Origin of the sequence: Kitasatospora sp. NPDC097691 (genome assembly GCF_040302665.1) — a bacterium.
Classification (GTDB): domain Bacteria; phylum Actinomycetota; class Actinomycetes; order Streptomycetales; family Streptomycetaceae; genus Kitasatospora.
Genome location: NZ_JBEORY010000050.1, coordinates 1 through 23,636, shown reverse-complemented (window position 1 = coordinate 23,636; position 23,636 = coordinate 1). Strand labels below are relative to the sequence as shown.

At 74.1% G+C, this 23,636-nt stretch carries 31 protein-coding genes; 12 read left to right on the top strand and 19 right to left on the bottom strand.

Translation table 11 applies throughout. The features are described from left to right. The first annotated feature begins 35 nt into the window (after window positions 1-35). Complete coding sequence (locus ABTY56_RS28120; protein WP_350631989.1) at window positions 36-611, top strand: TetR/AcrR family transcriptional regulator; 576 nt, start codon at window positions 36-38, stop codon at window positions 609-611. A gap of 81 nt (window positions 612-692) precedes the next feature. After that, a complete protein-coding gene (locus ABTY56_RS28115; protein WP_350631988.1) occupies window positions 693-1,478 on the top strand; it encodes an oxidoreductase in 786 nt (261 codons plus the stop codon). A 127-nt stretch (window positions 1,479-1,605) separates the two neighbouring features. Here ABTY56_RS28115 and ABTY56_RS28110 read toward each other — a convergent pair whose 3' ends face one another. The 3 genes from ABTY56_RS28110 to ABTY56_RS28100 all read right to left on the bottom strand — a co-directional run bounded on the left by ABTY56_RS28110 (window position 1,606) and on the right by ABTY56_RS28100 (window position 3,652). Continuing rightward, window positions 1,606-2,052, bottom strand: a complete 447-nt coding sequence (locus ABTY56_RS28110; RefSeq protein WP_350631987.1) for an NUDIX hydrolase — start codon at window positions 2,050-2,052, stop codon at window positions 1,606-1,608. Next, a complete protein-coding gene (locus tag ABTY56_RS28105; protein WP_350631986.1) occupies window positions 2,049-2,759 on the bottom strand; it encodes a DUF5919 domain-containing protein in 711 nt (236 codons plus the stop codon). Before ABTY56_RS28105 ends, ABTY56_RS28110 begins: the two co-directional genes overlap by 4 nt. A 185-nt stretch (window positions 2,760-2,944) precedes the next feature. Further along, complete coding sequence (locus tag ABTY56_RS28100; protein ID WP_350632039.1) at window positions 2,945-3,652, bottom strand: helix-turn-helix domain-containing protein; 708 nt, start codon at window positions 3,650-3,652, stop codon at window positions 2,945-2,947. A 241-nt stretch (window positions 3,653-3,893) separates the two neighbouring features. Here ABTY56_RS28100 and ABTY56_RS28095 point away from each other — a divergent pair, with 241 nt between their 5' ends. The 4 genes from ABTY56_RS28095 to ABTY56_RS28080 all read left to right on the top strand — a co-directional run bounded on the left by ABTY56_RS28095 (window position 3,894) and on the right by ABTY56_RS28080 (window position 5,384). Continuing rightward, the gene (locus tag ABTY56_RS28095; RefSeq protein ID WP_350631985.1) at window positions 3,894-4,094 is read left to right on the top strand and encodes a hypothetical protein; all 201 of its coding nucleotides are present in this window, start codon (window positions 3,894-3,896) and stop codon (window positions 4,092-4,094) included. Then, on the top strand, window positions 4,094-4,342 hold the full coding sequence (locus tag ABTY56_RS28090; protein ID WP_350631984.1) for a hypothetical protein: 249 nt from the start codon (window positions 4,094-4,096) through the stop codon (window positions 4,340-4,342). Before ABTY56_RS28095 ends, ABTY56_RS28090 begins: the two co-directional genes overlap by 1 nt. Before the next feature lie 135 nt (window positions 4,343-4,477). Further along, a complete protein-coding gene (locus tag ABTY56_RS28085; protein WP_350631983.1) occupies window positions 4,478-4,885 on the top strand; it encodes an NUDIX domain-containing protein in 408 nt (135 codons plus the stop codon). A 109-nt stretch (window positions 4,886-4,994) separates the two neighbouring features. Further along, a complete protein-coding gene (locus tag ABTY56_RS28080; RefSeq protein ID WP_350631982.1) occupies window positions 4,995-5,384 on the top strand; it encodes a hypothetical protein in 390 nt (129 codons plus the stop codon). A 72-nt stretch (window positions 5,385-5,456) separates the two neighbouring features. On the opposite strand, the gene ABTY56_RS28075 is transcribed toward ABTY56_RS28080, so the two are convergent. Then, window positions 5,457-5,852, bottom strand: coding sequence for a cupin domain-containing protein (locus ABTY56_RS28075; RefSeq protein ID WP_350631981.1), 396 nt, complete (start codon window positions 5,850-5,852; stop codon window positions 5,457-5,459). Between the two features lie 51 nt (window positions 5,853-5,903). On the opposite strand from ABTY56_RS28075, the gene ABTY56_RS28070 reads away from it, so the two are divergent. Beyond that, on the top strand, window positions 5,904-6,896 hold the full coding sequence (locus ABTY56_RS28070; RefSeq protein ID WP_350631980.1) for a GlxA family transcriptional regulator: 993 nt from the start codon (window positions 5,904-5,906) through the stop codon (window positions 6,894-6,896). Window positions 6,897-6,934: 38 nt separating this feature from the next. Here ABTY56_RS28070 and ABTY56_RS28065 read toward each other — a convergent pair whose 3' ends face one another. Continuing rightward, on the bottom strand, window positions 6,935-7,543 hold the full coding sequence (locus ABTY56_RS28065; protein WP_350631979.1) for an AAA family ATPase: 609 nt from the start codon (window positions 7,541-7,543) through the stop codon (window positions 6,935-6,937). A gap of 120 nt (window positions 7,544-7,663) precedes the next feature. Further along, complete coding sequence (locus tag ABTY56_RS28060) at window positions 7,664-8,185, bottom strand: DUF6328 family protein (RefSeq protein ID WP_350631978.1); 522 nt, start codon at window positions 8,183-8,185, stop codon at window positions 7,664-7,666. A 200-nt stretch (window positions 8,186-8,385) separates the two neighbouring features. Here ABTY56_RS28060 and ABTY56_RS28055 point away from each other — a divergent pair, with 200 nt between their 5' ends. Continuing rightward, on the top strand, window positions 8,386-8,883 hold the full coding sequence (locus tag ABTY56_RS28055; protein WP_350631977.1) for a hemerythrin domain-containing protein: 498 nt from the start codon (window positions 8,386-8,388) through the stop codon (window positions 8,881-8,883). Between the two features lie 357 nt (window positions 8,884-9,240). Then, window positions 9,241-11,388 (top strand): elongation factor G, encoded by a 2,148-nt coding sequence (fusA, locus tag ABTY56_RS28050; protein WP_350631976.1) that lies wholly within the window; start codon window positions 9,241-9,243, stop codon window positions 11,386-11,388. 127 nt (window positions 11,389-11,515) lie between these two features. Here fusA and ABTY56_RS28045 read toward each other — a convergent pair whose 3' ends face one another. From ABTY56_RS28045 to ABTY56_RS28020, 6 genes are all read right to left on the bottom strand, one after another. Then, a complete protein-coding gene (locus ABTY56_RS28045) occupies window positions 11,516-12,373 on the bottom strand; it encodes an NAD-dependent epimerase/dehydratase family protein (RefSeq protein WP_350631975.1) in 858 nt (285 codons plus the stop codon). A gap of 131 nt (window positions 12,374-12,504) precedes the next feature. Further along, entirely contained in the window at window positions 12,505-12,870 is a 366-nt protein-coding gene (locus ABTY56_RS28040; protein WP_350631974.1) for an ArsR/SmtB family transcription factor, read from the bottom strand. Then, window positions 12,867-13,325, bottom strand: a complete 459-nt coding sequence (locus ABTY56_RS28035) for an SRPBCC domain-containing protein (protein ID WP_350631973.1) — start codon at window positions 13,323-13,325, stop codon at window positions 12,867-12,869. The genes ABTY56_RS28040 and ABTY56_RS28035 overlap by 4 nt, the downstream gene beginning before the upstream one ends. Window positions 13,326-13,461: 136 nt before the next feature. Then, the gene (locus ABTY56_RS28030; protein ID WP_350631972.1) at window positions 13,462-13,944 is read right to left on the bottom strand and encodes a hypothetical protein; all 483 of its coding nucleotides are present in this window, start codon (window positions 13,942-13,944) and stop codon (window positions 13,462-13,464) included. Between the two features lie 5 nt (window positions 13,945-13,949). After that, window positions 13,950-14,081 carry a hypothetical protein gene (locus tag ABTY56_RS28025; RefSeq protein WP_350631971.1) on the bottom strand — a complete coding sequence of 44 codons (132 nt, stop codon included), beginning with the start codon at window positions 14,079-14,081 and terminating at the stop codon, window positions 13,950-13,952. A 92-nt stretch (window positions 14,082-14,173) separates the two neighbouring features. Continuing rightward, window positions 14,174-14,704, bottom strand: a complete 531-nt coding sequence (locus tag ABTY56_RS28020; protein WP_350631970.1) for an EF-hand domain-containing protein — start codon at window positions 14,702-14,704, stop codon at window positions 14,174-14,176. 151 nt (window positions 14,705-14,855) lie between these two features. Between ABTY56_RS28020 and ABTY56_RS28015 the strand changes: the two genes are divergently transcribed. After that, on the top strand, window positions 14,856-15,686 hold the full coding sequence (locus ABTY56_RS28015; protein ID WP_350632038.1) for a helix-turn-helix transcriptional regulator: 831 nt from the start codon (window positions 14,856-14,858) through the stop codon (window positions 15,684-15,686). A gap of 154 nt (window positions 15,687-15,840) precedes the next feature. Then, window positions 15,841-16,743 (top strand): KPN_02809 family neutral zinc metallopeptidase, encoded by a 903-nt coding sequence (gene ypfJ / locus ABTY56_RS28010; RefSeq protein ID WP_350631969.1) that lies wholly within the window; start codon window positions 15,841-15,843, stop codon window positions 16,741-16,743. Between the two features lie 46 nt (window positions 16,744-16,789). Here the strand turns inward: ypfJ and ABTY56_RS28005 are convergent, their stop codons facing one another. The 6 genes from ABTY56_RS28005 to ABTY56_RS27980 all read right to left on the bottom strand — a co-directional run bounded on the left by ABTY56_RS28005 (window position 16,790) and on the right by ABTY56_RS27980 (window position 22,769). Then, window positions 16,790-17,710, bottom strand: a complete 921-nt coding sequence (locus tag ABTY56_RS28005; RefSeq protein ID WP_350631968.1) for a LysR family transcriptional regulator — start codon at window positions 17,708-17,710, stop codon at window positions 16,790-16,792. Between the two features lie 382 nt (window positions 17,711-18,092). Next, window positions 18,093-18,629, bottom strand: a complete 537-nt coding sequence (locus tag ABTY56_RS28000; RefSeq protein WP_350631967.1) for a hypothetical protein — start codon at window positions 18,627-18,629, stop codon at window positions 18,093-18,095. A gap of 485 nt (window positions 18,630-19,114) precedes the next feature. Further along, window positions 19,115-19,864, bottom strand: coding sequence for a hypothetical protein (locus ABTY56_RS27995; RefSeq protein ID WP_350631966.1), 750 nt, complete (start codon window positions 19,862-19,864; stop codon window positions 19,115-19,117). Between the two features lie 193 nt (window positions 19,865-20,057). Continuing rightward, on the bottom strand, window positions 20,058-20,423 hold the full coding sequence (locus ABTY56_RS27990) for a hypothetical protein (protein WP_350631965.1): 366 nt from the start codon (window positions 20,421-20,423) through the stop codon (window positions 20,058-20,060). A 242-nt stretch (window positions 20,424-20,665) separates the two neighbouring features. Then, entirely contained in the window at window positions 20,666-21,940 is a 1,275-nt protein-coding gene (locus ABTY56_RS27985; protein ID WP_350631964.1) for a cytochrome P450 family protein, read from the bottom strand. A 289-nt stretch (window positions 21,941-22,229) separates the two neighbouring features. Then, complete coding sequence (locus ABTY56_RS27980; RefSeq protein ID WP_350631963.1) at window positions 22,230-22,769, bottom strand: hypothetical protein; 540 nt, start codon at window positions 22,767-22,769, stop codon at window positions 22,230-22,232. On the opposite strand from ABTY56_RS27980, the gene ABTY56_RS27975 reads away from it, so the two are divergent. Beyond that, window positions 22,744-23,076, top strand: coding sequence for a hypothetical protein (locus ABTY56_RS27975; RefSeq protein WP_350631962.1), 333 nt, complete (start codon window positions 22,744-22,746; stop codon window positions 23,074-23,076). The genes ABTY56_RS27980 and ABTY56_RS27975 overlap by 26 nt on opposite strands. Before the next feature lie 76 nt (window positions 23,077-23,152). Here ABTY56_RS27975 and ABTY56_RS27970 read toward each other — a convergent pair. Continuing rightward, the coding region (locus ABTY56_RS27970; protein ID WP_350631961.1) for a YcxB family protein at window positions 23,153-23,636 on the bottom strand (484 nt) is incomplete at its 5' end.

Sequence of the window (23,636 nt, the reverse complement as noted above, 5' to 3'; positions counted from 1 at the left end):
TGACCTCCGGGTCAACTACTCACTACGGTGGCGGCATGGGCAGACCGAAGGGCTTCGAGCCGGACGTGGCCGTCGCGCAGGCGATGGAGACGTTCTGGACCAAGGGCTACTGCGCCACCTCCCCGGCCGACCTCGCCGAGGCGACCGGGGTGGCCAAGGGCAGCCTCTACCACGCCTTCGGCTCCAAGCGGGAGCTGTTCGCCAGGGCCCTGGACCTCTACGGCCGCATCGGCTCGGGGCAGACCGAGGAGTTCCTCTCCCGGCCGGGCACCGCCAAGGAGCGCATCCACGCGTACCTCGTGCTGCTCGTGGACACGGACCTGGCCGGGCCGGTGCGTCGCGGATGCCTGGCCCAGAACACAGTCGAGGAGCTCGGCGGGCGCGACGAGGAGGCCGCCCGCGCGGTGCACCGCATCGAGGAGCGCATGATCGCCCTGTTCGCCGCCCGCATCGAGCAGGGGCAGCGGGACGGCGACGTCGACCGGAGCGTCGACGCCGGGGCGCAGGCCCTGCTGCTGCAGACCACCCTCGCGGGGCTGCGGGTCATGACCCGGACCTTCGAGCGGCCGGTGCTGCGCCGGATCATCGACACGGCCCTGGCGGGCCTCTGAGACGCGATGTCTCGGTCGGCGACTTTTTGCGCCCTGATTTTAGACCTCAAGTTCAAGAATTAGTCCCAAGAGGGGTGGATCATGGATCTCGGCATCAGCGGGAAGACCGCTCTGGTCACCGGCGCGAGTCGAGGCATCGGCCTCGCGATCGCCCGGAACCTGGCTGCGGAGGGGGTCCGGGTGGTGGGTGCCGCCCGAACCGTCACGCCCGAGCTGGAGGAGGTCGCCGTCGCGGCCCTGTCCGTCGACCTGAGTACCCGCGAGGGAGCACGGTCGGTCGTCGGCCAAGCACTCGCCGCGGCCGGCGGAATCGACCTCCTCGTCAACAACGTCGGCGGCGATACGGGGAACCTGTCCCTCGACGGGTTCCTGAACGTCGATGACGAGCAGTGGCAGACGATCTTCGACCTCAACCTGTTCAGCGCGGTGTGGACCACCAAGGCGGCCTTGCCGAGCATCCTGGAACGCAAGGGCGCGATCGTGAACATCTCCTCGATCAACGCCCGCATGCCGACCGGCGCGCCGGTCGGCTACGCGGAGGCCAAGGCCGCGCTGAACCAGTTCGGGAAGCGGCTCAGCGAGGAACTGGCGCCACGCGGGGTCCGCGTCAACACCGTCTCCCCGGGTCCCACCGCCACTCCGGTGTGGACCGACCCGGACGGCTTCGGCAGCAAGGTGGCCGCCGCGTCCGGGGTGGACCACGACGCCCTGCTCGCAGGCCTGCCCGGGAAGTTCGGCATCGCCTCGGGACGCCTCACCGCACCCGAGGAAGTCGCGGACCTGGTCGCCTTCCTGCTGTCCGACCGCGCCGCCAACATCCACGGCGCCGACCACGTCATCGACGGCGGCACCATCAAGACCGTCTGACAGCGCCTCACACCAGGCCGCCCGGCACCCGCCGCCGGCCCGACAGCCGCCACCAGCCACCACCCGCACGCAGCCGCCGTCCGGCAAGGCCGGGCACCGCGCGTAGGAAGTCGGCCCCGCCGACTTCCTACGCGCGGGTGGTGAGGCGCCGGCCGTCGTGGGAGCGGACGCGGGGAGGACCGGGGCTCAGGGCGTCGAGGATGCGGACGGCGTAGACCTCGCCCATCCGGTCGGCGACCTCGTCGGGGGTGAACCAGGCGATGGCGGTGGATTCGGGAGAGAGCTGTTCGGCGCCGTCCTCGGGGTGGCAGCGGAACACGAGGGCGACGATGCCACGGCTCATGTTCTTGTAAACGCCGGTGAGTTGGTCGACACCGACTTTGAGGCCGGTCTCCTCGTGGATCTCACGGCGCAGGCCGTCCTCGACGGCCTCGGTGAGCTCGAGGACCCCGCCCGGCGGTTCCCAGGCGCCGTTGTCGGCCCGGCGGATCGCCAGCACCCGCCCGTCCTCGCGCACCACCGCTCCTGCGACGGACACGGAGTGCAGGGGCGGCGGGGAGGCGTGGCTGCTCATGGGCACGAGGGTAGGCAGCGCGAGGGGCGAGAACCAGAACGCCCCGCTGCCCCGGCCCGGGGCAGCGGGGCGACAGCCGGGTGGAGTGGGAAGTCGGCGGGGCCGACTTCCCACGCGCGGGCCGGGCTGGTGCGGATGTCGCCTCCCCGGGACCAGAGTTCCTCGATGTGGTCGGCGAAACGGTCGAACATGCCCTGCTCCTCGCTGCGCCGCAGGTGCATCAGCGGGGAGTCGTGGCCGACGGTACGGGCGAGGTGGGGTGTGACGAGGGCGTGCTCGTCGAAGCGGAAGACGGAGAGGCCGACGTGGTTCGGGCCGTCCTCACAGGCGCTGAACCGGGCCTCGACCCCCGGGACACCGGCGAGCTTGGCGAGGTTCTCCAGGGTGACCCGGATCCGGGTGGACACCGAGAGGGCCACGTCCTCGATCTGCTCCCGCCGGCGCGTGGTGTCGGAGTCGGGATCCCCGAGCAGGAAGCGCACCCGGCAGCCGGCTTCGGCCTTGCGCCGCAGAGTCTGCGGCAGGGCGGGCTGCTCCAGCCAGACGAAGTAGTTGGTGTACCCGGCGAGGAAGATCTCGGACCGCGCCTCGGCGATCAGCTGCGCCCATACCGATCGGGGGCAGGCCGAGCGGTACGGGTAGACGGCGAACACCTCCCGGTCGTGCCCGGTCTTCACGTTCGCCCGGACGCTGTTGGGCCAGATCACTCGTTCATCAACCCCTCGCTTCGAAACGGTGGCACGTGGAGTGGGAAGTCGGCGGGGCCGACTTCCCGTGCGTCGGTGTCCGGTCCGGTGGGGCGGTGGCCGTCGTTGGGCCGGGCTCGGCGGAGGTGGCTGTGTTCGTGCCGTCGCCCTCGCAGGACATCCGGCTGCACAAGGAGGTCGGTCGGCTACTCCACGGGCGGTGTGCTGTAGTGGCCCAGGGTTTCGTCCGCTGTGGATTTGTCGATCAGCCGGAGCTCCCAGGGGCCCGTGTTCACGTCGAATTCCTTTCCGAATCCGACCCACTTTCCCGCCATTCGCCGACCGGTCGGGTCGATCAGTAGCTGAATGGCCCCGTGATACCGGGCGCCCTGGTAGTAGCCGTCAGGCGCGGTCTGCTCGACCCAGGTGCCGGTCACGATGTTCCGGTCGACGGTCAGGTCGAAGGAGAGCGGAGAGCCGGGGTTGGATGATGCGCCGGGGAGTGAGTGCCCCGTGATGCGGTTCCCGTGCTGGGTCAGGACGACGTGGTGAAGGCCGATGAAGGTGCCGTCGCGGCTGCTGCTGAAGAACTCGTAGCGGCTCAGCCATACCCCGGTGTGATCCTCGCCCGTTGGGGCGGGAGCTGCCTGCGCCGGTATGCCCGGTTCGCTGCTGGCCATGTCGTGCCCTCCTGTGCCATCCAGGGTCACCCCGGAAGGTAGCTGCGGTGTTTCGAACCCGAGGCGGTCCACAGGAAGATTGGTGACAGCCTCAAGAGCACGAACGTACACCGGTCGAGGGGCTCGTACCTCCCCGGATTCCCAGCGTTGGACAAGGCGTTTGCTCGCTTCGTTGGGCTCGCCCTGTTCCATTCCTGCTGTCCGCAGGCGCTTGGCGAACTCGTCCTGGCTCAGGCGCAGTCCGCGGCGAACGGCCCGCAGAGTCTCGTTAGGCGTCGTCACGGCAACAGGCTAGCTCCAAGCAGTTTCCTCTGACGCCGAAATGACGTCTTGTCAGAGCACCGGAGCGACGCCTTCCCGTCGTCGCAATGGCTCCGCGTCCACCGGCACGATCTGACTACGCCTGCGGCACGCGATCTCGTGCAGCCGGTCCGACCGAAGAGGTCGAAGTTCGACTGCGGAAGGTTGATTTTTTATGGTTCCTGACCAGGTTCCCCGGCTGCACGGGTACGGGGTGCGCTTCGACCCGGGGGCGCAGTGCTACCGGGTTCGTAACGAGATCACGGGGGAGTGGCTGTGCCGGGACTCCGGTGAGTTGGCCTCGTTCACCTTCTTCGGGGACGCCTACAGTGCCTGGCGCGTCTTCGAGGTCCACAAGCGCCCTGGGGAGCGGTGATGGGGTCGGTGCTCTCCCGTGTGACCGCCGAGCAGCGGCGGCAGGCCGCTTCCATCGTGGAAGACCTGGTCTCCGTGATGGCGTTGGGCGGGGTGACGTTGCCCTCCATCGCCGTGGACTGGGAGTTCGGGCGCAGGACCGGCACCTACCTGGTCGACCTCGGCTCGGCCCGGCCGCTGGAACTGCTGCGCGTTCTCGACCTGCTGCGCAAGGGGCTGCGGTACGAGCGCCTGACGTATGACGACTGATCATCTGGCCCGTCTGCTGTGGTGGGCGGGCCTGTGCCTCCTCCTGTCCCGTGCGCTGAGAAAGTGAACTTCACTGTGCAAGACCCCCGCCTTCTGGCCAAGCCGCCGGTGTGCCGGCTCGGTTGTCTCGTCCTCGTGCGCAACCGGCGCGGCGACGTCCTCCTCGTGGACCCGGACTACATGGACGGCATGATCCTTCCCGGCGGCTCCGCGAAGCCCAACGAGCCGCCGAACCTCGCGGCCGCGCGGCACCTGCACGCCGAGACCGGCCTGCACCTGCGCCTGAGTGATGTCCTCGCGGTCGACTTCACCCCCGCCGACCGCTACCTGGAACGCCTGAGCCTGGTCTTCGACGGCGGCACCGTCCGCGACGGGACCCGCATCACCGTCCCCGCGCCGCAGTACAGCGGTCTGCTCGGCGCCCGCTTCGTCCCCGTGCGCGAACTCCCGAACGCCATGGCCCCCGCCCAGGCCGCCCGCGTCACCGAAGCCCTCGCCGGCCGCGCCCTGCCCGTCCTCCTCCACGGCCAACGCCCCACCTGAGTCACGGAGTCGGCGCAACCGGCCGGGGGCGGGCTCGTTGTCCCGGGCGGGTCGACCGACCCGGCCGGCGGCAGCGCATTGTCCCGGCCCCCGAGGGAGAGGACCTTCCATGACCGACACTGACACCGAGGCCGGCGCGGCCGTGCGCAGCGGCAGCCCGGACTCCGCGGTGGACCGGGTCGCCGACTTCTACGGCGCCTACATCGACGCCGTCTCCGACGGCACCGACGACCTGGGCGGCGAACTGCGCGCCCACTACCTCACCGAGGACCTGCGCCGGCGGCTGGCGGCCTGGGAGGAGGTCAACCACGCCGACGGGGTGCTGCGCGCCCAGGACGTGCCGACCCGCTGGGAGGTGCGCTACCACGACTCCGGTGCCGGGCACCTGTTCACCACCATCACCCTGACCTGGGGCACCGGCCCCGACGCCGGGCACACCCGGCTGGCGGTGCAGAGCGACCTGAGTACCAAGCTGATCTCGGACATCGAGGAAGGCTGAGGCCCCGGGCCCGTGGGCCCCGCCCGGGCATGCGGCCCGGGCGGGGCGGGAGTCCTTCCTTCGGCGCCGGGTTCAGGTGCCGAGGGCGTGTCCGGTGGTCGCGTCCACGTGGTCGGGGATCTCGTCGTGGCGGTCGCCGACGGTCGGGGTGCCGGTCGGCTCGAACAGGAGGATCGCGGCGCCGGACGGGGCGGACGGCTTGTGTTCGGTGCCGCGCGGGACGGTGAAGACCGATCCCTTCGGCAGCACGACGGTGCGCTCGCCGTCGGGTTCGCGCAGCGCGATGTGCAGTTCGCCGTCGAGGACGAGGAAGAACTCGTCGGTGTCGTCGTGGGCGTGCCAGACGTGTTCGCCGTGGACCTTGGCGATGCGGACGTCGTAGTCGTTGACGCGGGTGACGATGCGGGGGCTCCACAGCGCGTCGAAGGAGGCCAGGGCCTCGTGGAGGGGGATGGGCCGGTTGCTCATGGGCTCATCCTCGCCGCGACGGCCGGACGGCGGGAGTGCTAGGAATCGCACATGACGAAAGAATCCTCGCAGCCGGGCGGCGCGGCGGGCGTCCACCGGGTCGTCGTGATCGTGGACGAGAACTCCAACCCCTTCGAACTCGGGTGCGCGACCGAGGTCTTCGGTCTGCGCAGGCCGGAGATCGGCCGCGACCTCTACGACTTCCGGCTGTGCTCCCCCGGCCCCCGCACCCTGATGCGGGACGGGTTCTTCACGCTGACGGGCGTCGCGGGGCTGGAGGCGGCCGACGCCGCGGACACCCTGATCGTCCCCAACCGCCCCGACCCCGAGGTGCCCCGCCGCCGCGCGGTGCTGGACGCGGTGCGCCGGGCGCACGCGCGCGGCGCACGCCTGATCGGCTTCTGCAGCGGGGCGTTCACCCTGGCCGAGGCGGGGGTCCTCGACGGGCGCCGGGCCACCGCGCACTGGCAGTGGGCGGATTCCTTCCGGGCCCGCTTCCCTTCCGTCCGCCTCGAGACGGACGTGCTGTTCGTGGACGACGGCGACATCCTCACCGCCGCGGGCAGCGCGGCCGCGCTCGACCTCGGGCTGCACGTGGTGCGCCGTGACCACGGTGCGGAGGTCGCCAACGCGGTGAGCCGGCGGCTGGTCTTCGCGGCCCACCGGGACGGCGGGCAGCGGCAGTTCGTCGAGCGGCCGATGCCCGACCTGCCGGACGAGTCCCTGGCGCCCGTGCTGGCCTGGGCGCAGGAACGCCTGGACGCGCCGCTCACGGTGTCGGACCTCGCGGGGCGGGCGGCGGTCAGCCCGGCGACGCTGCACCGCCGCTTCCGGGCGCAGCTGGGGACGACCCCGTTGGCGTGGCTGACGGGGGAGCGGCTCGCCCTGGCCTGCCGGCTGATCGAACGGGGCGAGCGCCGTTTCGAGGTCGTCGCGCGGCGCAGCGGGCTGGGCACCGCGGCCAACCTGCGGGCGCTGATGCGCCGTGCGACGGGCATCACGCCGTCGGCGTACCAGCGCCGGTTCGGGGCCGAGGGGCGTTGACGGCCCTCCGGGCGCCGCGCCGCGCCGGCCCGGGTCGGTCAGGCCAGGGCGGCGGCGAGGCGTTCGGGCAGGGTGGCGTACGGGCGGCAGTCGAGCACCGGCAGGGCGTGCGCGGCGGCCTCGGCGGCGAGCCAGTGCGAGTAGCTCGCACTGACGGCGGCGCGCTCGGGCTGGGGGCCGCAGTCGGGCTCGCGCTCGGCGTAGTTGGCGGCGATGCGGGCCGGGTCGCCCTCGTGGAGGAAGACCGTCCGGACCCGCCGCCCCTGTCCGGCGGCTTCGGCGTCGGCGCGGGCGGCGGCGGCCGGGGTCAGGTAGTCGCCCTCGACGATCGCGGGCACGTCCACGGTGAGCCGGTTGCGCACGACGCCGAGCAGGGCCGCCTCCAGGGCGTGGGCGGTGGCGATCTGCAGCTCCAGGACGCGCTCGGCGCTCGCGGCCGCGTCCGCGGTGTCGTTCCCGCCGGTGAAGTGGTGCAGTCCGGGGTGGGTGGCCGCGGTGGTGGCGGCCTGCAGGGCGGCGACGACGTCGTCGAACTCCACCGTGAACGCCCCGTGCCGGGCGGCGAGGCGGGCGGCGGCGCGGCTCTTGCCGATCCCCGAGGCGCCGCCGATGAGCAGGACGTCCCACGGGCTGTCGTCGGTGTGCATACGGCCACGGTAGGCGCCGGCGGCGCGCAGGGGCCCGGCGGGGTGGGGAGGCCGGCCGAGGAGGGGACTCCCGGCCGGCCCCCAGGGGGCGGGGGCGCGGGCTCCGCCGTGCCGCGCGGGTCAGAGCCGGTCGCGGGTGGCGGCGCGGCGGACGGACCAGGGCAGGACGAACCACAGGGCGGTGAAGGTCAGCGCGATGACGCAGGCGATCGGGACGGCCACCGCCGTGCCGAGGACGACGTCGAGGACCAGCAGGACGGCGCCGGTCAGGGCGCTGGCGAGCAGCACCAGGCCGGCCTGGGCGATGCGGGTGGAGACGGTGACGATCCGTTCCTTGGCGGGGTGGTGGTACAGGCCGCGGTGCAGGGCGACGGGGGTGGCGAGGACGGCCGCGGCGACGACCGTCAGCAGCAGGGTGGCGACGTAGATGTCCTGCTGGGCGTCGGTGAGTTCGGTGAAGCGCGGGGTGAAGGCGATGCCGAGGAGGAAGGCGAAGACGATCTGCACGCCGGTCTGCAGCACCCGCAGCTCCTGCAGCATCTCCACCAGGCGCCGGTCGGCCCGTACGGCGGGGTTCTCCCAGCCGGGCGGGGGCGCGGGGGAGGGCTGCGGGGCGTCCGGCGGCGGCGGTGTGCTGGTCATGGCCACATTGTCGCCGTGCCGTGCAGTGACGGGCGGCTCCCACACCCCGACGAGCCCGCGCCCGTACCCGCACCCGAGCCCGGCCGCACCGGCGCGCTTGCCCGGCGGCCGGTTCGCGTGATCGGATGACGCCCGGCATCGCGTGCCGGTGACGGACTGCGTCAGGCATGGAGGTGCACGACCGAAAGGGACCGCCACCCGTGGCCTCCCCCTCCGACGGCCGTACGGCCGCCCTCAGCCTTCAACTCTCCCGCGCGCACCAGGACTTGCGCCGCCGTCTCGCCGACGTCCGCGCCGGCCTCGGACGGCGCCGCCCGGACGGCGGCGACCCGCTCCTCACGCACTGCCTGGCCTTCTGCACCGCCCTGACCAACCACCACCAGGGCGAGGACGACGGCCTCTTCGCCCAACTCCTGCGCGAACGCCCCGACTTGGCACCGACTGTCGCCAAACTCGTCGAGGACCACGGGTTCATCTCCGCCATCCTCACCCGGGTACGCGACCTCGCCGAACAGGCCGCGGCACTGTCCGCCGCCGACCCCGCTGCCCTGGAGGCCGTCGGGCGCGAACTCGACGGACTGGCCGCCATCATGGAATCCCACTTCGGCTACGAGGAACGGGCCATCGGCGCCGCCCTCGACGCGGGCGTCGCCGACGACGGCTGGTCCGAACCGGTCCTGCGCTTCGGGACCCCGTAAAAACCCGTCGCCCCGCCGGGCCCGCCTTCCCTACACTCGCCACGCAGCCGCGCCCCGACGCGCGGCCACCGTGCCGAAGGACGAGACGAGAGAGGGGGCGAGCGGCCGTGCCGAAGCAGTGCGCCGCCGCCCCCTCTCCCGCGTCGCGGTACGAGGTGATCCTGGTGTCCCCGCTCTTCCGGTGCCCGCTGCGCGGCCGGCACCGGAGCAGTGCCGCCACCGTCTGAACCCGGCAATCCCGGCATCCCCGGTCCCCGGCCCGTACGGGCCCCGCGGGAACGGCAGATCCGACGGTCCGCCGGCACTGGCAATCGCGCGCCCACCCGTACGAAACCGCCTCGAAAGGCACTCCGGGCCATGCGCACCCACACCACCACCAGCAGCACCGTCGCCACCGTCGCCGCCATCGCCGCCGTCCGCAACCTCGGCATCCTCGCCCACGTCGACGCCGGCAAGACCACCGTCACCGAGCGGATCCTCTACCTCACCGGCACCACCCACAAGCGCGGCGAGGTCCACGACGGCACCACCGTCACCGACTTCGATCCCCAGGAACGCGACCGCGGCATCACCATCTTCGCCGCCGCCGTCAGCTGCGCCTGGGCCGGGCACCGGATCAACCTCATCGACACCCCCGGCCACGTCGACTTCGCCGACGAGGTCGAACGCTCGCTGCGCGTCCTGGACGGCGCGGTGGCGGTGTTCGACGCGGTCGCCGGCGTCGAGCCGCAGAGCGAGTCCGTCTGGCGCCAGGCCGAACGCCACGGCGTGCCCAGGATCGCCTTCGTCAACAAGCTCGACCGCGCCGGCGCCGACCTGGACACCGCCGTCGCCTCCATCCGCGAACGCCTGCACCCGCGCCCGCTCGCCGTCCAACTGCCCATCGGCACCGAGGAGTCGTTCACCGGCGTCGTCGACCTGCTGCGCCTGCGCGCCCTCACCTGGCACGACGACGGCACCCCGGCCGCCGAGACGGCGGTGCCCGCCCACCTGGCCGCCGAGGCGGCCGCCCGCCGCCGCACCCTGGAGGAGGCCGTCGCCGAACTGAACCCCGAAGCCCTGGAGGAGTTCTGCACCCACGGCACCGTCACCGCCGCCACCCTCGCCACCGCCCTGCGCGAACTCACCCGCACCGGCGAGGCCGTGGTCGTGCTGTGCGGCTCCGCCTACCGCAACCGCGGCATCGAACCCCTGCTGGACGCCGCCGTCGCCTACCTGCCCTCCCCGCTCGACGTCCCGCCCGTCCGGGCCGCCGACACGGCCCCCGGCGGGACACCCGACGGGACACCCGACGGGACTTCCGGCGCGACTTCCGGCGGGACCGGCACCGACGGCGTGCAGCAGCGCACCGCCGACCCCCAACAGCCCCTGACCGCCCTGGCGTTCAAGGTCGTCGCCGCCCCCACCGGGCGCCTGACCTACCTGCGCCTGTACGCCGGCACCCTGCACAAGGGGGCCACCGTGCTCGACACCACCACCGGCCGCACCGAACGCGTCGCCCGCATCCTGCGGGTGATGGCCGACCGCCACAGCGAGACCGACCACGCCCGCGCCGGCGACATCGTCGCCGTCATCGGCCCCAAGACCGCCCGCGTCGGCGCCACCCTGTGCGACCCCGACCACCCCATCCGCCTGGAGGCACCCGTGAGCGCCGAACCGGTCGTCACCGTCGCCGTCGAGGCCCGCCGCGCCACCGACACCGACAAGCTCGCCGCCGCCCTGGCCCGCCTCGCCGAGGAGGACCCCTCGCTGCGCCTGGCCACCGACCCGGAGACCGGCCAGCGCACCCTGTCGGGCCTGGGGGAGCTGCACCTGGAGGTCGCGGTGGAGAAGGTGCGCCGCGACAGCGGCATCGAGGCGGTCACCGGACGGCCGACGGTCGCGCTGCGCGAGGCCCTGGTCGAGGGCGTCGACGGCTTCGTGTACCGGCACGCCAAACAGGACGGCGGCGCGGGCCAGTTCGCGCACCTCGTCCTCGACGTCCGGCCGCTCGCGGACGACGCCGACGGCGAGTTCGCGTTCGCCTCGACCGTCACCGGCGGGCGGGTGCCGCGCGAGTACGTGCAGGCCGTGGAGGCGGGCTGCCGCGACGCCCTCGCCGAGGGCCCGCTCGGCGGGCACCCGGTCACCGGCGTCGCCGTCACCCTCACCGACGGGGCCACCCACCCCAAGGACTCCTCCGAGCTCGCCTTCCGCACCGCCGCCCGCCTCGGGCTGCGCGAGGCGCTGCGGGCCTCGCGGATGCGGCTGCTGGAGCCGGTCGCGGAGGTGACGGTCACCGTGCCCGAGGACGCGCTGGGCACCGTCCTCGGCGACCTCGCCGCCCGCCGCGGCCACGTCCGGGCCACCACGGCCGGACACGGCGGCACCGCCCGGGTGAGCGCGCTGGTGCCGCTGGCCGAACTGTTCGGCTACGCGGGCCGCCTGCGCGGGCGCACCCAGGGCCGGGGCACCTTCACCACCCGCCCGGCCGGCTACGCGCCCGCGCCGGCCTCGGCCGGCTGAGCCCGCGCCCGCAGGCCGAGCCGGGGCCGAGCCCGCGCCCGCGGGCCGAGCCGGGGCCGAGCCCGCCGGCTGAGCCCGCTGCCCGGCCCTCCCGTCCCCGGGAGGGCCGGGCACGGGTGCTCCTGCGTCACAGCGCCCCGGCCTCGGCCGCCGCCCACGCCGACGGGTACAGCGGGCGCCAGCCCAGCTCCCGGCGCGCCGCCGCGGTCGACACCTGGCCCTCCCACAAGTCGAACGGCGCGTCCGGCGAACCGCCGGGGTGCGTGAGGCCGTTGAGCGCGAACAGGTCCCAGGCCGTCAGCGGCGCGTCGTCGCCGACGTTGTACGTACGGCCCTCGATGCCGGGTGTCACCACCGCCCGCCACAGCGCCCGCGCCACGTCCGCGTGGTGCACGACCGCCAGGCGCTGGTGCGCGGGCCAGGTCGCCGCCCACTGCAGCGACTGCGCGAGGTGCGGGTCGCCGTCCCCGTACACGAACGCCAACCGCGCCACCACCAGGGGCAGTTCGTCCCCGAGGGCGCGCAGGCCCGCCTCGGCCTGCGCCTTGGACGCCGCGTAGACCCCCCACGCCGGGTCGGGCGCCGGCCGGTCGTCCTCCACCGCGGGGCGCCCCAGCCCGCGCCCGTACACCAGGTTCGTGCTGGTGTGGACGAACCGCGTCACCCCCGCCTTCACGGCCTCCCGGCCCAGCGCCACCGCCGCGTCCCGGTTGACCGCCCACGCCGCCTCGTCCGGCACCCCGCGCAGCGCCGCCGCCACGTTCAGCACCACGTCCGTGCCCTCCAGCGCCCGCGCCCGGTCCGCCTGCTCGCACAGGTCGCCGACCACCAGCTGCGCGCCGAGCCCCGCCAGGGCGGCCGCCTTCCGCTCGTCGCGCACCAGCACCCGCACCGAGGCGCCGTCCGCGCCGGCCCACCGCAGCAGCCGCGGCACCAGCCGGCTGCCCACCGAACCGGTCGCACCCGTCACCAGGATCCTCGTCATCGCCGTCTCCTCCAGGGAAGTTGATGTCCTCCGACACCCACCACCCTGCCCGCGCCCCGAACGGCGCGGCAGAGACCTCCCGAACCAGGGACCGCCGATCCCTGGCTGGGAGGCCCCGGACGGCACGGCCCTCACGGGGCGGGATCGCTCCCGGACCGCGCGGCGTCCCCTTCCGACAGGTCCTTGATCGCGTCGAGTCGGTGTTCCCACCGGGTGGCGAGGGTGTCCATCCACCGGGTCGTCCGCTTCAGCGGGCGCAGGTCGGCCTCGTAGCGGACCTCGCGTCCGGCCCGGTGGGCGTGGACGAGCCCGGCGCGGTCGAGGACGGCCAGGTGTTTGGCCACCGCCTGGCGGGTGACGGGAAGCCTCGCCGCCAGCGATGTGGAGGTCGCGCCGCCGTCGCGGGCGAGGATGGCCAGCACGTCCCGGCGGATCGGGTCGGCCAGGGCCACCAGGACGTCCTCGGGGGCCGGGCCGCCCCCGGCGGTGCGGGTCATGCCGCGATCTGTTCGCAGTCCGCGCACAGGCGGTCGAGCTTGCCGGGCCAGTTCAGGGTGTTGGCGCGGTGCCGGTCGGCGGCCTCGCCGGCAGGCAGCCCGAGGCTTGCGAAGCCGCTCTCGACCATGGTGAGCCGGGTGCCCCCGGTGGGGACGTCCGCGGCCAGGGTGAACTCGACCAGGGTGGCGTTGGTGTCGTCCGGCTCCTGGCCGGCGGCGCCCTGGGACCACCGCCAGGACAGGGCGTGCGGCGGTTCGACCGCCCGGATGCGGGCGGGGATGGTGCCGTGGACACCGTGGTCGAAGACCACGAGACCGCCGGGGCGCAGGTCGATCTCGACCGGCTGTCCGCTGCCGAACCAGCGGCCCAGGAAGGCGGGTTCGGTCAGGACGGACCAGACCCGCTCCCGGGGGGCGTTGATGACGACGGTGCGTTCGATCGTGTCGGGGATCACGGGCAGCCTCTCCTCGTCCGGATGTGCAACCCAAAGGTTGCACATCCGGGAGCTGATGCGCAATCAGCCGGTTGCGCGTGGGCGGTGAGTCGGCGAACTCCCGCCGACCGTTCCGGCCCGCCCCGTCCCCGGCCGGTCAGCCGGCCGCTGCCGCCCCCTCGATGAGCCGCAGCGCCTGCCCGCCGCTCAGCTCGGTGCCGTCGGGACCCCGTCCGAAGGCGGCCGCCAGGACGGCGGGCAGATCCGGCGCGGCGACGGAGGCGCGCAACTGCCCGAGGACACCCGGGAACTCGGCGTCGTCCACGAAGCCCGCGTGCTCCCGGCGCAGACCGTGCACGACGTCCACCAGCTCGGGCCGCAGCCGCATCCACGCGCGGGAGGTGCGGATCTCCTCCTCGACCTGCTCCACGAACCAGCGCAGCACCTCGAACGGGACGTCCGGGCAGCGCCCTCGGGGGGCGAAGCTCACCGTCGGCTCGCGGCCCGGGTCCTCGTCGGGGACGACCGCGATCGCCAGGGTGCGCTGCTCGCGGACGAACTCCAGCTCCAGGTGCCAGGCGTCCTCGGTCACGGAGTACATTGCGGTGACCGCGTAGTCGCGGCCGGGGTGGGTGGCCATCGTCCTCAGCCCCCTGCGGCGGCCGGCGCCGCGGCGCCTGCCGGCCCGTCGTCGCCGTGGTGGTGCCACGCCGCGGTCACCTTCGGCAGCCGCCCGCCGGCCGGGTCCGCGCCGGCCGGCTCCTCGATGTCGATCACCCGCCGATGCTCGCACGGCCCCGCCGGCGGGGCACCCGGATTCCCGGTGGGCGCGGGCGCGGGACTTCGGCCGCCCGCCGTCGGGGGCGCGGTCAGCGGGCGGACAGCTCCCGCCCGTCCGGGCGGACGCCGCCGTAGGCGCCGGCCATGGGGGAGGAGCCGGTGGTGAGGAAGTCGCGGATCGCGGCCAGGTAGGCGGCGCGGCCCACGGTGCCCCCGCCGTCGGGGTCCAGGGCGTCGAACGCGGCGTCGGCCCCGCCGGCGGGGTTGCCGCTCGCCGTCCGCAGCCGGGTGAACTCCGGGCGGGTCAGGCGCCCGTCGCCGTCGCCGTCCGCGAGGTCGAACAGCGAACCGAGGGCGGGGCGGCAGGTCCGCTCGAAGGCCTCGTGGCCGGCCCAGGTGCGGTACTCCTCGAAGGTGACACCGCCGTCCCCGTCACCGTCCATCTGCGCGAACACCTCCCGGTGGGCCGTGCGGGCCGCCGCGACCAGCGGATCCTGCGGGCCGCGCCCGCAGGCCGCGGCCGCCCGGTCGACCCGGGCGAGGTACTCGCCGTGGGAGATCACACCGTCGCCGTCGGTGTCCAGCATCGCGAAGATGCGCCGCTTCGCCTCGTCCGACATATCGTCACCATCCGTTCCTCAAGGGGAAGTTCCGCAGGTCGCGACACTATCGGCGGGACGGGTTAGGACCGGGGAGGCGCGGCCTCCGGGGAGCCGGGGACCACCGATCCCTGGCTGCGGGCCGCCCCGGCACGCCATGCTGGGGGGCATGATCGACCGCGCGGCACTGGCCGACTTCCTCACCCGCACCCGGGCCCGGCTCACCCCCGCCGACCTGGGCCTGCCGCCCGGGGCACGGCGGCGCACCCCCGGGCTGCGGCGGGAGGAGGTGGCACAGGTGGCGGGCCTGTCGGTGGACTACTACGCGCGGCTGGAACAGCGGCGCGGGCCGCAGCCCTCACCGCAGCTGCTGGCGGCGCTGGCACGGGCCCTGCGGCTGAGCGAGGACGAGCGCGACCACCTCTTCCGCCTCGCCGGGCACGAACCGCCGCGCCGCCACGGGCCGCTCGGCCACGTACGGCCGGGGCTGCTGCTGATCCTGGACCGGCTGCACGACACACCCGCCCAGGTGGTCACCGACCTCGGGGACGTCCTCGCGCAGAACCCGATGTCCGCCGCCCTCTTCGGCGACCTCGACCCCCTGCCGCCCGAGCGGCGCAACCTGCTGCTGCGCTGGTTCACCGAGCCGCACACCCGGGCGCTGTTCCCGCCCGAGGACCACGACGACCTCACCCGCGCCCACGTCGCCGCCCTGCGCTCCGCCCGCACCGCCCGCCCCGGGGACCGGCGCGCCGCCGACCTGCTGGAGCAACTCCTCGCCACCGGAGACGAGTTCACCGCATGCTGGGAACGCCACGAGGTCGCCCGGCGGCGCAGCGGCCGCAAACGGGTGCTGCACCCGGTGGTGGGGCCGCTGGACCTGGAGTGCGAGGTCCTCGCCGCCGCCGGCGAGGACCAACTGCTGCTCGTGCACACCGCCGCACCCGGCAGCGAGTGCGCCTCCCGCCTGGACCTGCTGCGCGTCGTCGGCGCCCCCGCCTGAGCGCCTGCCCGAGGCCCCGGGCCCGGCCCCCGGGTCTCGGGGCCCCGCCCCCGCCACGCCGGGCCGGGCGCCGCTGCCCGTAGGCTGGGCGGGCCGTCGGCGGTACAGACCGTCACCACCGGGGCGGAACGCGACAGAAACGGGCAGGCAGGGCATGCAGTTCGACGACCAGGGCGACCTCGACACCTCGCAGGTGGACGACCGGCGCGGCATCCCGGGCGGGAAGGTCGCCATCGGCGGCGGGGCCGTGGGCCTGGTCGCCGTGCTGCTCGCGGTCGTCCTCGGCGTCGACCCCCAGCTGCTGGGCCTGTCCTCCGGCAGCGGCTCCTCCTCCTCGTCCGGCGTGCGCACCGCCGGCGAGGCCCAGCAGGCCTGCAAGACCGGCGCCGACGCCAACAAGCGCCAGGACTGCCGGATCGTGGCGGTCACCAACAGCCTGCAGGAGTTCTGGCGCACCGAACTGCCGCGCCGCACCGACATCGCGTACAAGAACGCCGAGACCGTGCTGTTCACCGACCGGGTCTCCACCGCCTGCGGGCCGGCGACCTCCGCCGTGGGCCCGTTCTACTGCCCCGGCGACAAGAAGGCCTACGTCGACCTCGGCTTCTTCAACGAACTCTCCGCCCGCTTCGGCGCCAAGGGCGGCCCCTTCGCCGAGTCCTACGTCGTCGCCCACGAGTACGGCCACCACATCCAGACCCTCACCGGCACCATGCAGAAGGTCGGCAGCGACCGCCAGGGCGCGAACAGCGCCTCGGTGCGCCTGGAACTGCAGGCCGACTGCTACGCCGGCGTGTGGGCGCACCACGCCACCACCACCCCGCAGCCCTCCACCGGACGCCCGCTGATCGCCTCCCTCACCGACCAGGACATCGCCCAGGGCCTGGACGCGGCCGCAGCCGTCGGCGACGACCGCATCCAGCAGCAGGCCACCGGGCGGATCAACCCGGAAGCCTGGACGCACGGCTCCTCCGAGCAGCGCAAGGCCTGGTTCACCACCGGCTACCGCACCGGCGACCTCGCCCGGTGCGACACCTTCTCGGCGGTGAAGCTGTAGCAGGAGGAGCCGGAGGGGGTCTCACGGCTTCGGTTGCGCGCGTCCGTCAGGCGGTCGTCCCGCCCGCCGCGCCCGCCGGGCCCGTCGCCGCGCCGCCCTCCCAGTCCCAGCCGGCGACGGCGTCGCGCAGCAGGCGGGCGGCGGCGGTCAGGCGCCCGCCCGCGCCCCAGGCGAGGGTGAGGGTGCGGCGGCAGTCGGGGGCGTCGACGGCGACCCAGGCCAGCGGCAGGCGGGTGACGGTGCGGCGGGCGACGGCGGGCACCAGGCCGATGCCCAGGTCCGCGCTGATCAGTTCGGCGATGGCGCCGACCTCGTCGACCTCGCAGACGATCCTCGGCACCAGGCCGCGCCCGGCGAACAGCCGCTCCAGCAGGCGCCGTTGCCAGTGCCCGGGGCGGGCGGCGACGAACGGGTGGCCGGCGACGTCGTCGATGTCGACCGCGGCGCGGGCGGCCAGCGGGTGACCGAGGGCGACGGCCAGGCCGACCTCCTCGTCGAGCAGCGCGACGCACTCCAGCCCCTCGGCGGCGATCGGCTGGGAGACGACGGCGAGGTCGATGTCCTGGGCCCGCAGCCGGCGGGCCGTCTCCTCGGCGGACAGCTGGTGCAGCTCGACCTCCACCTCGGGGTGGGCCTGCTTGAACGCGGCCAGCGGGCCGCTGAAGGCCAGGAAGGTCTCCGAGGCCAGCCGGACCGTGCCGAAGCCCTGCCCGGCGGCCTCGGCCACCGCCCGCCGTCCGGCCTCCAGTTCGCCGAGCGAGCGCTCGACGTGGCCGCGGAAGATCCGTCCGGCCTCGTTGAGGCGCAGCCGCCCGCCCCGGTCGAACAGCGGGGTGCCCAGCTCGGCCTCCAGGCGGGCGATGCTGCGGCTCAACGACGGCTGGGCGACGCGCAGTTCCTCGGCCGCGCGGCTCAGGTGCTCCAGCCGCGCCACGGCGAGGAACTGGCCGAGCGTGTGCAGGTCCACCGGCGTCCCGTCCCGTCCTGTCCCCGACTCTCCGACGGCACAACGCCATCCCTGATCCTGCAGGGTATCCGTGGCTTCACGCGGGCTGGCGGGCAGTGCGTCATCAGGCCAGCTGCGGGCCAGTGGCAGGCCCGCGCGGAGATGCTGCGCGATCCCTGCTGTCCGCCTGCTGATGACCCGCACCCCAGGGCCGAACACGGATGAACCACAACCGCCGTGCTGCTGTCCATGGCCGCAGGGTCGCACCCACCACCCTCACGTCCCGTCAGGCGCGTTGCTGCGGCTGCCGGAAGGAGCTGTGTCCGGATGGGCGCCCCCCGCAGGGGCGTCCATCGGACACAGCTCCTCTCAAGACCTGACGATGCCGACCGGCTCACCCGGTTCAGGCGACGATCGCGATGACCTGTGTGACGTATCCGACTGCTTGAACCGTCGAGTTGACCAGAGCGCCGATGTCGGCGTTGACCTTGCTGCTGCAGCGCGCGTTCCAGCCACCGCCCGAGGCCTGCCAGGCGTCACGGATGGACTGGTTTGTGCCGTTGCTGTTCCAGTTGTAGTCCCGGGACCCCGACTCGAAGGTCCCGTGCATCCGGCCGGCCGTCTGGAACACGAAGGCCGTGCCGTTGTTGAAGCGTACGACGCAGACGCCGGCGAAGTTGTAGCTCGGCGCGCCCGAGTCGTGCATGTGGCCGGAGTAGTTGTACGACCCGCTGGGGAAGACGCTCAGTGAGTACCAGCCGCCGACCGGGACACCTCCACTGAAGGTCACGTTGTGGTTGATGACGACCTGCGTCGGCAGGATGGCTGGACTACTGGGTGTGGCCGCCGCCACCGCTGCGGTCGGGCCGACGATGGTTCCCGCAGCCAGCAGAGCAGTTGCGAGGGCTGCGGCACCGCGGCGTTTGAGAACGCTCACCATGACTCCGCCTCCTTACGAGCGTCGGAGGGGTGTTGAACTTTTCAACCGTTGAACAGTGGTGTGTCACCACTGCGGGAACGACTGGCCGTCTTCTCCCGCCGGCCGCATTGATCGGCACTCACATGCGGGGCCCTTTGTGCCCACTCTAGTCAGCCGACTGCCTCTCTGCTCGGCGGAGAACAGCGTGCCGACCAGGCGATAGAAGGCCTTGGGACCTGTTCGGGGCGGAGGCTTGCCGGTTGGGTGGCTACGAAAAGTGATGCTTCTTGACCGGTGGAACGGCCGGCGATGCATTCCGGTGTCGTGCAGCCGGGGTTGCCATGCAGGATCGGCTTCGGCCCGGGCCCGTCCTGCGAACGGTCCGGCGGCAAGGGCCAGTCTTCGGCGGGGGCCCGGTCGCGGCGACCCACCCGCATGCCGAACGGGGTCCTCCCGTCGAGGTAGCCATCACCGGGCGGGCAAGAGCATCGCAATCCGGCGCACCGTCAGGCAGCCTGCCGGCCATCGGTCCCGGCTGCTGCCGCGTGCAGGGCTGCCGCGCTGACCTGCCGGTGGCCCTCCTCGCCCCGGCACCAGATCCACGCCTGACGTTCGCGCGGGAACTCCGTGCTCACGTAGGCGAACTCCATGACGGCGACGGCATCGGACATCCGCCAGCTCAGCACGGGGCCTGACGCTTCGGTGACCTCGCCGAGGCCGTCCAGCTGCCGGGCGATGGCGAGGCCGTACCCGTCGATCGGCCACGGATCCCATTCCGAGACCTCGTCCATGACGGCATGGGACTCGATCCGGTGGATCATGGATGCCTCCGTCTCCTGGAAGACACCGTCGCCGGCGGTGTCCTCGGCTCCCACGCGCCCGTCGGTGTGGACGAGGTAGCGGATCGGGTGGGCGGCGCTCGGTCCGCGCCAGTCGAAGAACCAGCCCCGAACGGGATCCGGCCACACATGTGACCCCAGCTCGTGGCGCCACTCAAGGCTGCGCTCCGAGCGCCCGCCCTTCGCGTGCGCGATGCTTCTCCGTACGGCGTAGCGCAGTCCGCCGTACCTCTGTGCGAAGCCCTCGCGCCGGATCACCAGTTCCAGCGGGGCGGGGATCAGCCGGCCCCTGCGGTCGCGGACCCGCAGCAGTTCCGTGGGAAGCCGGGGCTCCGACGGCTCCTGCCGGTATCCGGTGCGGTCGAGCAGGGCCAGGGCACGCGGGGACAGACCTGAACGGTCCTCCAGGATGTGCATGTTCTTCTTTTTTCACCGTGAAGGCTGCATCAGCGAACCCACGCTACCCGGCCGCCCCGGGAGCGTGAAGCCCGCTCCGGGCCACGACCCCTTGGACGCGCCCGCCGGGCCGCACGGGAGCCCGGCGCGGACGACGGGCAGTGCCCGCCGTCCCCCGTGCGGCGGGCACTGCCAACAGTCGTGTGACGCAGCGTCAGGGACGGTCGAGGGTGATCGAGTTGATCGGCCCCAGGTCGTAGTACACCCCGTTCTGGGCCGGGATGTCGTAGACGCAGTCCGCGCCGCCCGAGCCGCGGCACAGGTGCGCGTGCGCGCCGCCGGTCTGGTTGTTGAGCACCCAGTGGTTGCCGTACTGGTTGCTCAGGTTGTGCGCGCCGTAGCTGTAGTAGACGTCGGTGGGGGAGACGGCCGGGTTCTGGTTCTGCGGGTAGATGCAGACCGCGCCGGACGGGCAGTTCGCCCAGGAGCCGTCCGCGGCGCCGGCACTGCCGGTGCCCATCGCGGTCAGGGCGGCGGTGGCGAGGCCGAGGGCGGCCAGGGCGTGGGTGATCCTGCGCATGGGGTGGTACTCCCTTGGCTGGTACGGGGCCCGGCGATCGGCCGGACCGGTGCCCGTCAGCCTAGGAACGCGCAGGCCACGGCGGTCCCTGACACCTGACAGGGGCGCGCCTGCTTGCCCCGGGCGCCTCGGATCCCCGTACCGCGCGCCCTGCGGCCCCTGCCGCCCCTGCCGTCCCTGCGGCCCTTGCGGCCCCTGGCCCCTGCCGTCCCTCCGGCCCCCGGCGCCGCGCCGCCGCTCGCTCAGGACGCCGGCGGCGCCTGCTCGCCGAGCAGCACCGGCAGGGTGCGGTGCCCGTTGGAGATCATCGACTCGACGGGCCGCAGCTCGGCGCCCGGGGCCAGGGCGAGGGCCGGGAAGCGCTCGAAGAGCTTGCGCAGCACGGTGCGCCCCTCCATACGGGCCAGCGGGGCACCGAGGCAGAAGTGCGGGCCGTGGCCGAAGGCGAGGTGGTCCTTGGCCGGGCGGGTGACGTCGAAGGCCGCGCCGCTGTCGCCGTGGCGGGCGGGGTGGCGTCCGGCGGCGGCGTAGGCGCCGAGGATCGCCTCGCCACGGGGGATGGTCACGCCGCCGGGCAGCTCGATGTCCTCCACCGCGTACCGCAGCGGCAGGTGTGCGACCGGGGCGTCGCGGCGCAGCGCCTCCTCGACCACGTCGTCCCAGCCGGCCTTGCCCGCGCGCACCAGGGCGAGCTGGTCGGGGTGGGTGAGCAGGTTCGCGATGCCGTTGTCGATCAGGTTGACGGTGGTCTCGTACCCGGCCGAGACGATCAGCAGCAGGGTGTCGCGCAGCTCCTCCTCGGTCAGGGCGCTGCCGTCACGGCCCTCGCCGTCCATGACGCCCGCGCCGCCCTCGCCGTCCGCGCTCTCGGTGTCGCGGGCGGCGATCAGCAGGGAGGTCATGTCCTCGCCCGGCTCGCGGCGCTTGGCGGCGATCAGCCCCTCCAGCATGGCGAGGAACTCCGCCGCGTTGGCCGCGGACGCCTCGGGGGTGAGGGTGGTGTCGAAGACCCGGTCGACGCGGGTGCGGAAGCGGTCCTTCAGGTCGTCGGGCAGGCCCAGGAGTTCGGCGATCACCCGGATCGGCAGCGGGTAGGCCAGGCGTTCGCGCAGGTCCACCACCGTGTCCGGCCCGGCGGCGGCGAGGTCGTCCAGCAGGGCGTCGGTCAGCTGCCCGACGCGCGCGGCCAGCGCGTCGACCTGGCGAGGGGTGAACGCGCTGCCCACCAGGCGGCGCAGCCGGCGGTGGTCGGCGCCGTGGGCGGTGAACATGTTGCGGGCGCTCACCCACAGCGCCAGCGGCCAGGTCGGGACCACCTCGGCGAAGGCCGGCCAGTGCAGGAGGGGGTCCTTGGAGACCCGGGGGTCCTTGAGCAGGTCCTCCAGCAGGTCCGGGTCGGCCACCGCCCAGGCCTGCACCCCCAGGATGTCGACGGGCGTGGCGGGGCCGCGCGCGTGCAGCTCGGCGGTCTCGGCGTCGCGGTCACGGCCGGTCGGGTCCAGGACGAGACGGTCCACGGGGGGCTCCTCCACTGGTGCGGTCGCCGGTGCGCTCACCGGCGCGGGTCGCTGGTGCGGGTCACTGCCCTGCGGCCACGCGGTGCGGTGACGGAGCGCACCCGCGCGGGTGCGCTCCGGGACGAGGATGCGGCCCCGGGCACGCCCGCGTCGAGAGGGCCCACCCGCCGCCGGTCCGCCGTCGTCCCGATCCGCCGCCTCGTCAGGGGTCCGCCGCACGGCGGGAATCCGCCCTCTGGTAGGGATGGTCGCCGTGAACACGAACCGCCTCCTTCCCCCCGCCGCCGCCTCAGCCGCCGCCCTCCGCCGCCTCACCGAGCCCGGCTACCGCGCGCCGCTGCTGCTGGCGGCCGTGCTGGCCGCGGTGGCGGCGGCGCCGGGCGGCTACGCGCACACGGTCGCGACGATGCTGACGGCGATCGCCGGCCTGTTCGCGATGATCCCGCTCGCCGTGGTCCACGTGCTCCCCGCGCCGGTCCTGGTGCTGCTCGCCGTGGCCGCGGCGGCGCCGGCCGCATTCCCCGCCGTACGGCGCCGGGCGCGGCGCTTCCACCGCCCCGGCAACAGCGCCCTGCTGGGCTGCCTGCTCGCCTCGGCCGCGGTCGTCGCGGGCGCGAGCGTGCCGGACCTGGACTACGGCCTGTACGGGGCGGGCCTGGCGGCGCTCGGCGTGCTGCCGCTCGCCTGGACCGTCCGGCAGCTGGTGCTCACCGCGGACGGGCGCACCGTGGACGGCGAGACGGCGAGACGGCGAGACGGCGAGCACCGGGCGCGCCGCGCGGACGGGCGGCCGGTGGCGGTGGGTGGCCGCGCCGCTGGTGGCCGGCATCGCGGTGCCGCTGGCCTGCTCCGACGTGCCCCAGGAGGCCCGGTTCGCCCTCGCCCGGCCCGCCCTGACCGCCGCCGCCGAGCAGGCCCTCGACGGCGGCACGACCCGCGGCGCCTCGGGCTGGATCGGCGGCCTGCCGATCGGCAACGCCGAACTCGTCGGTGGCGGAGTCAAGTTCACCGTCTCCGGCGCCGGCGTGTTCGCCGGCCACGGCTACGCCTACTTCCCCTCCGGCGCCCCCGCACACGCCGGGTACACCCCGGTCGGCGACCACTGGTACGAGTGGTCGGGGCCCGACCACTTCTGAACCGCCGGCCCCGCCGGCCCCGCCGCCAACGACGCCACCGCCGCCAACGACGCCACCGCCGGCACACCCACCTGCACTACCCCGAGTGGGCAGCCGAACCCGCCGCCCGGGCGCCGGACCCACCCGCCGGCGCCGTGTGCCGGGCGAGCAGCGCCCGCAGCGCGCCGGGGGAGGAGGTGCCGCGCTTGGGCAGCACGACGAAGCAGTTGCCGCTGCGGTTCAGCACCACGAACAGGTGCTCGGTCTCCAGCGAGCGCGGCACCCGCGCCCAGGGCAGCACGCGGGTGCCGCGCGCGTCGGTGACGTTCACCCCGGAGGCGTCCACCACCGCGCGGTACCGGCCGCCGCGCCGCTTGGCCCGCCGCTGCGCCGACAGCACCTGGGAGCGCGGCGCGAACAGCGCCGTGGCCGCCAGCAGGGCCACCAGCAGCACGTCCGACAGCTGCGCCGCGCCGGTCGCCGCCTTCGCCGCGCAGCCCAGCGCGGCGAAGGCGCTGCCCTCCAGGGTCTTGCCGCAGGAGGTCGCGGTGCCGACCACCTTGACCAGGCTCTGCTTGGCC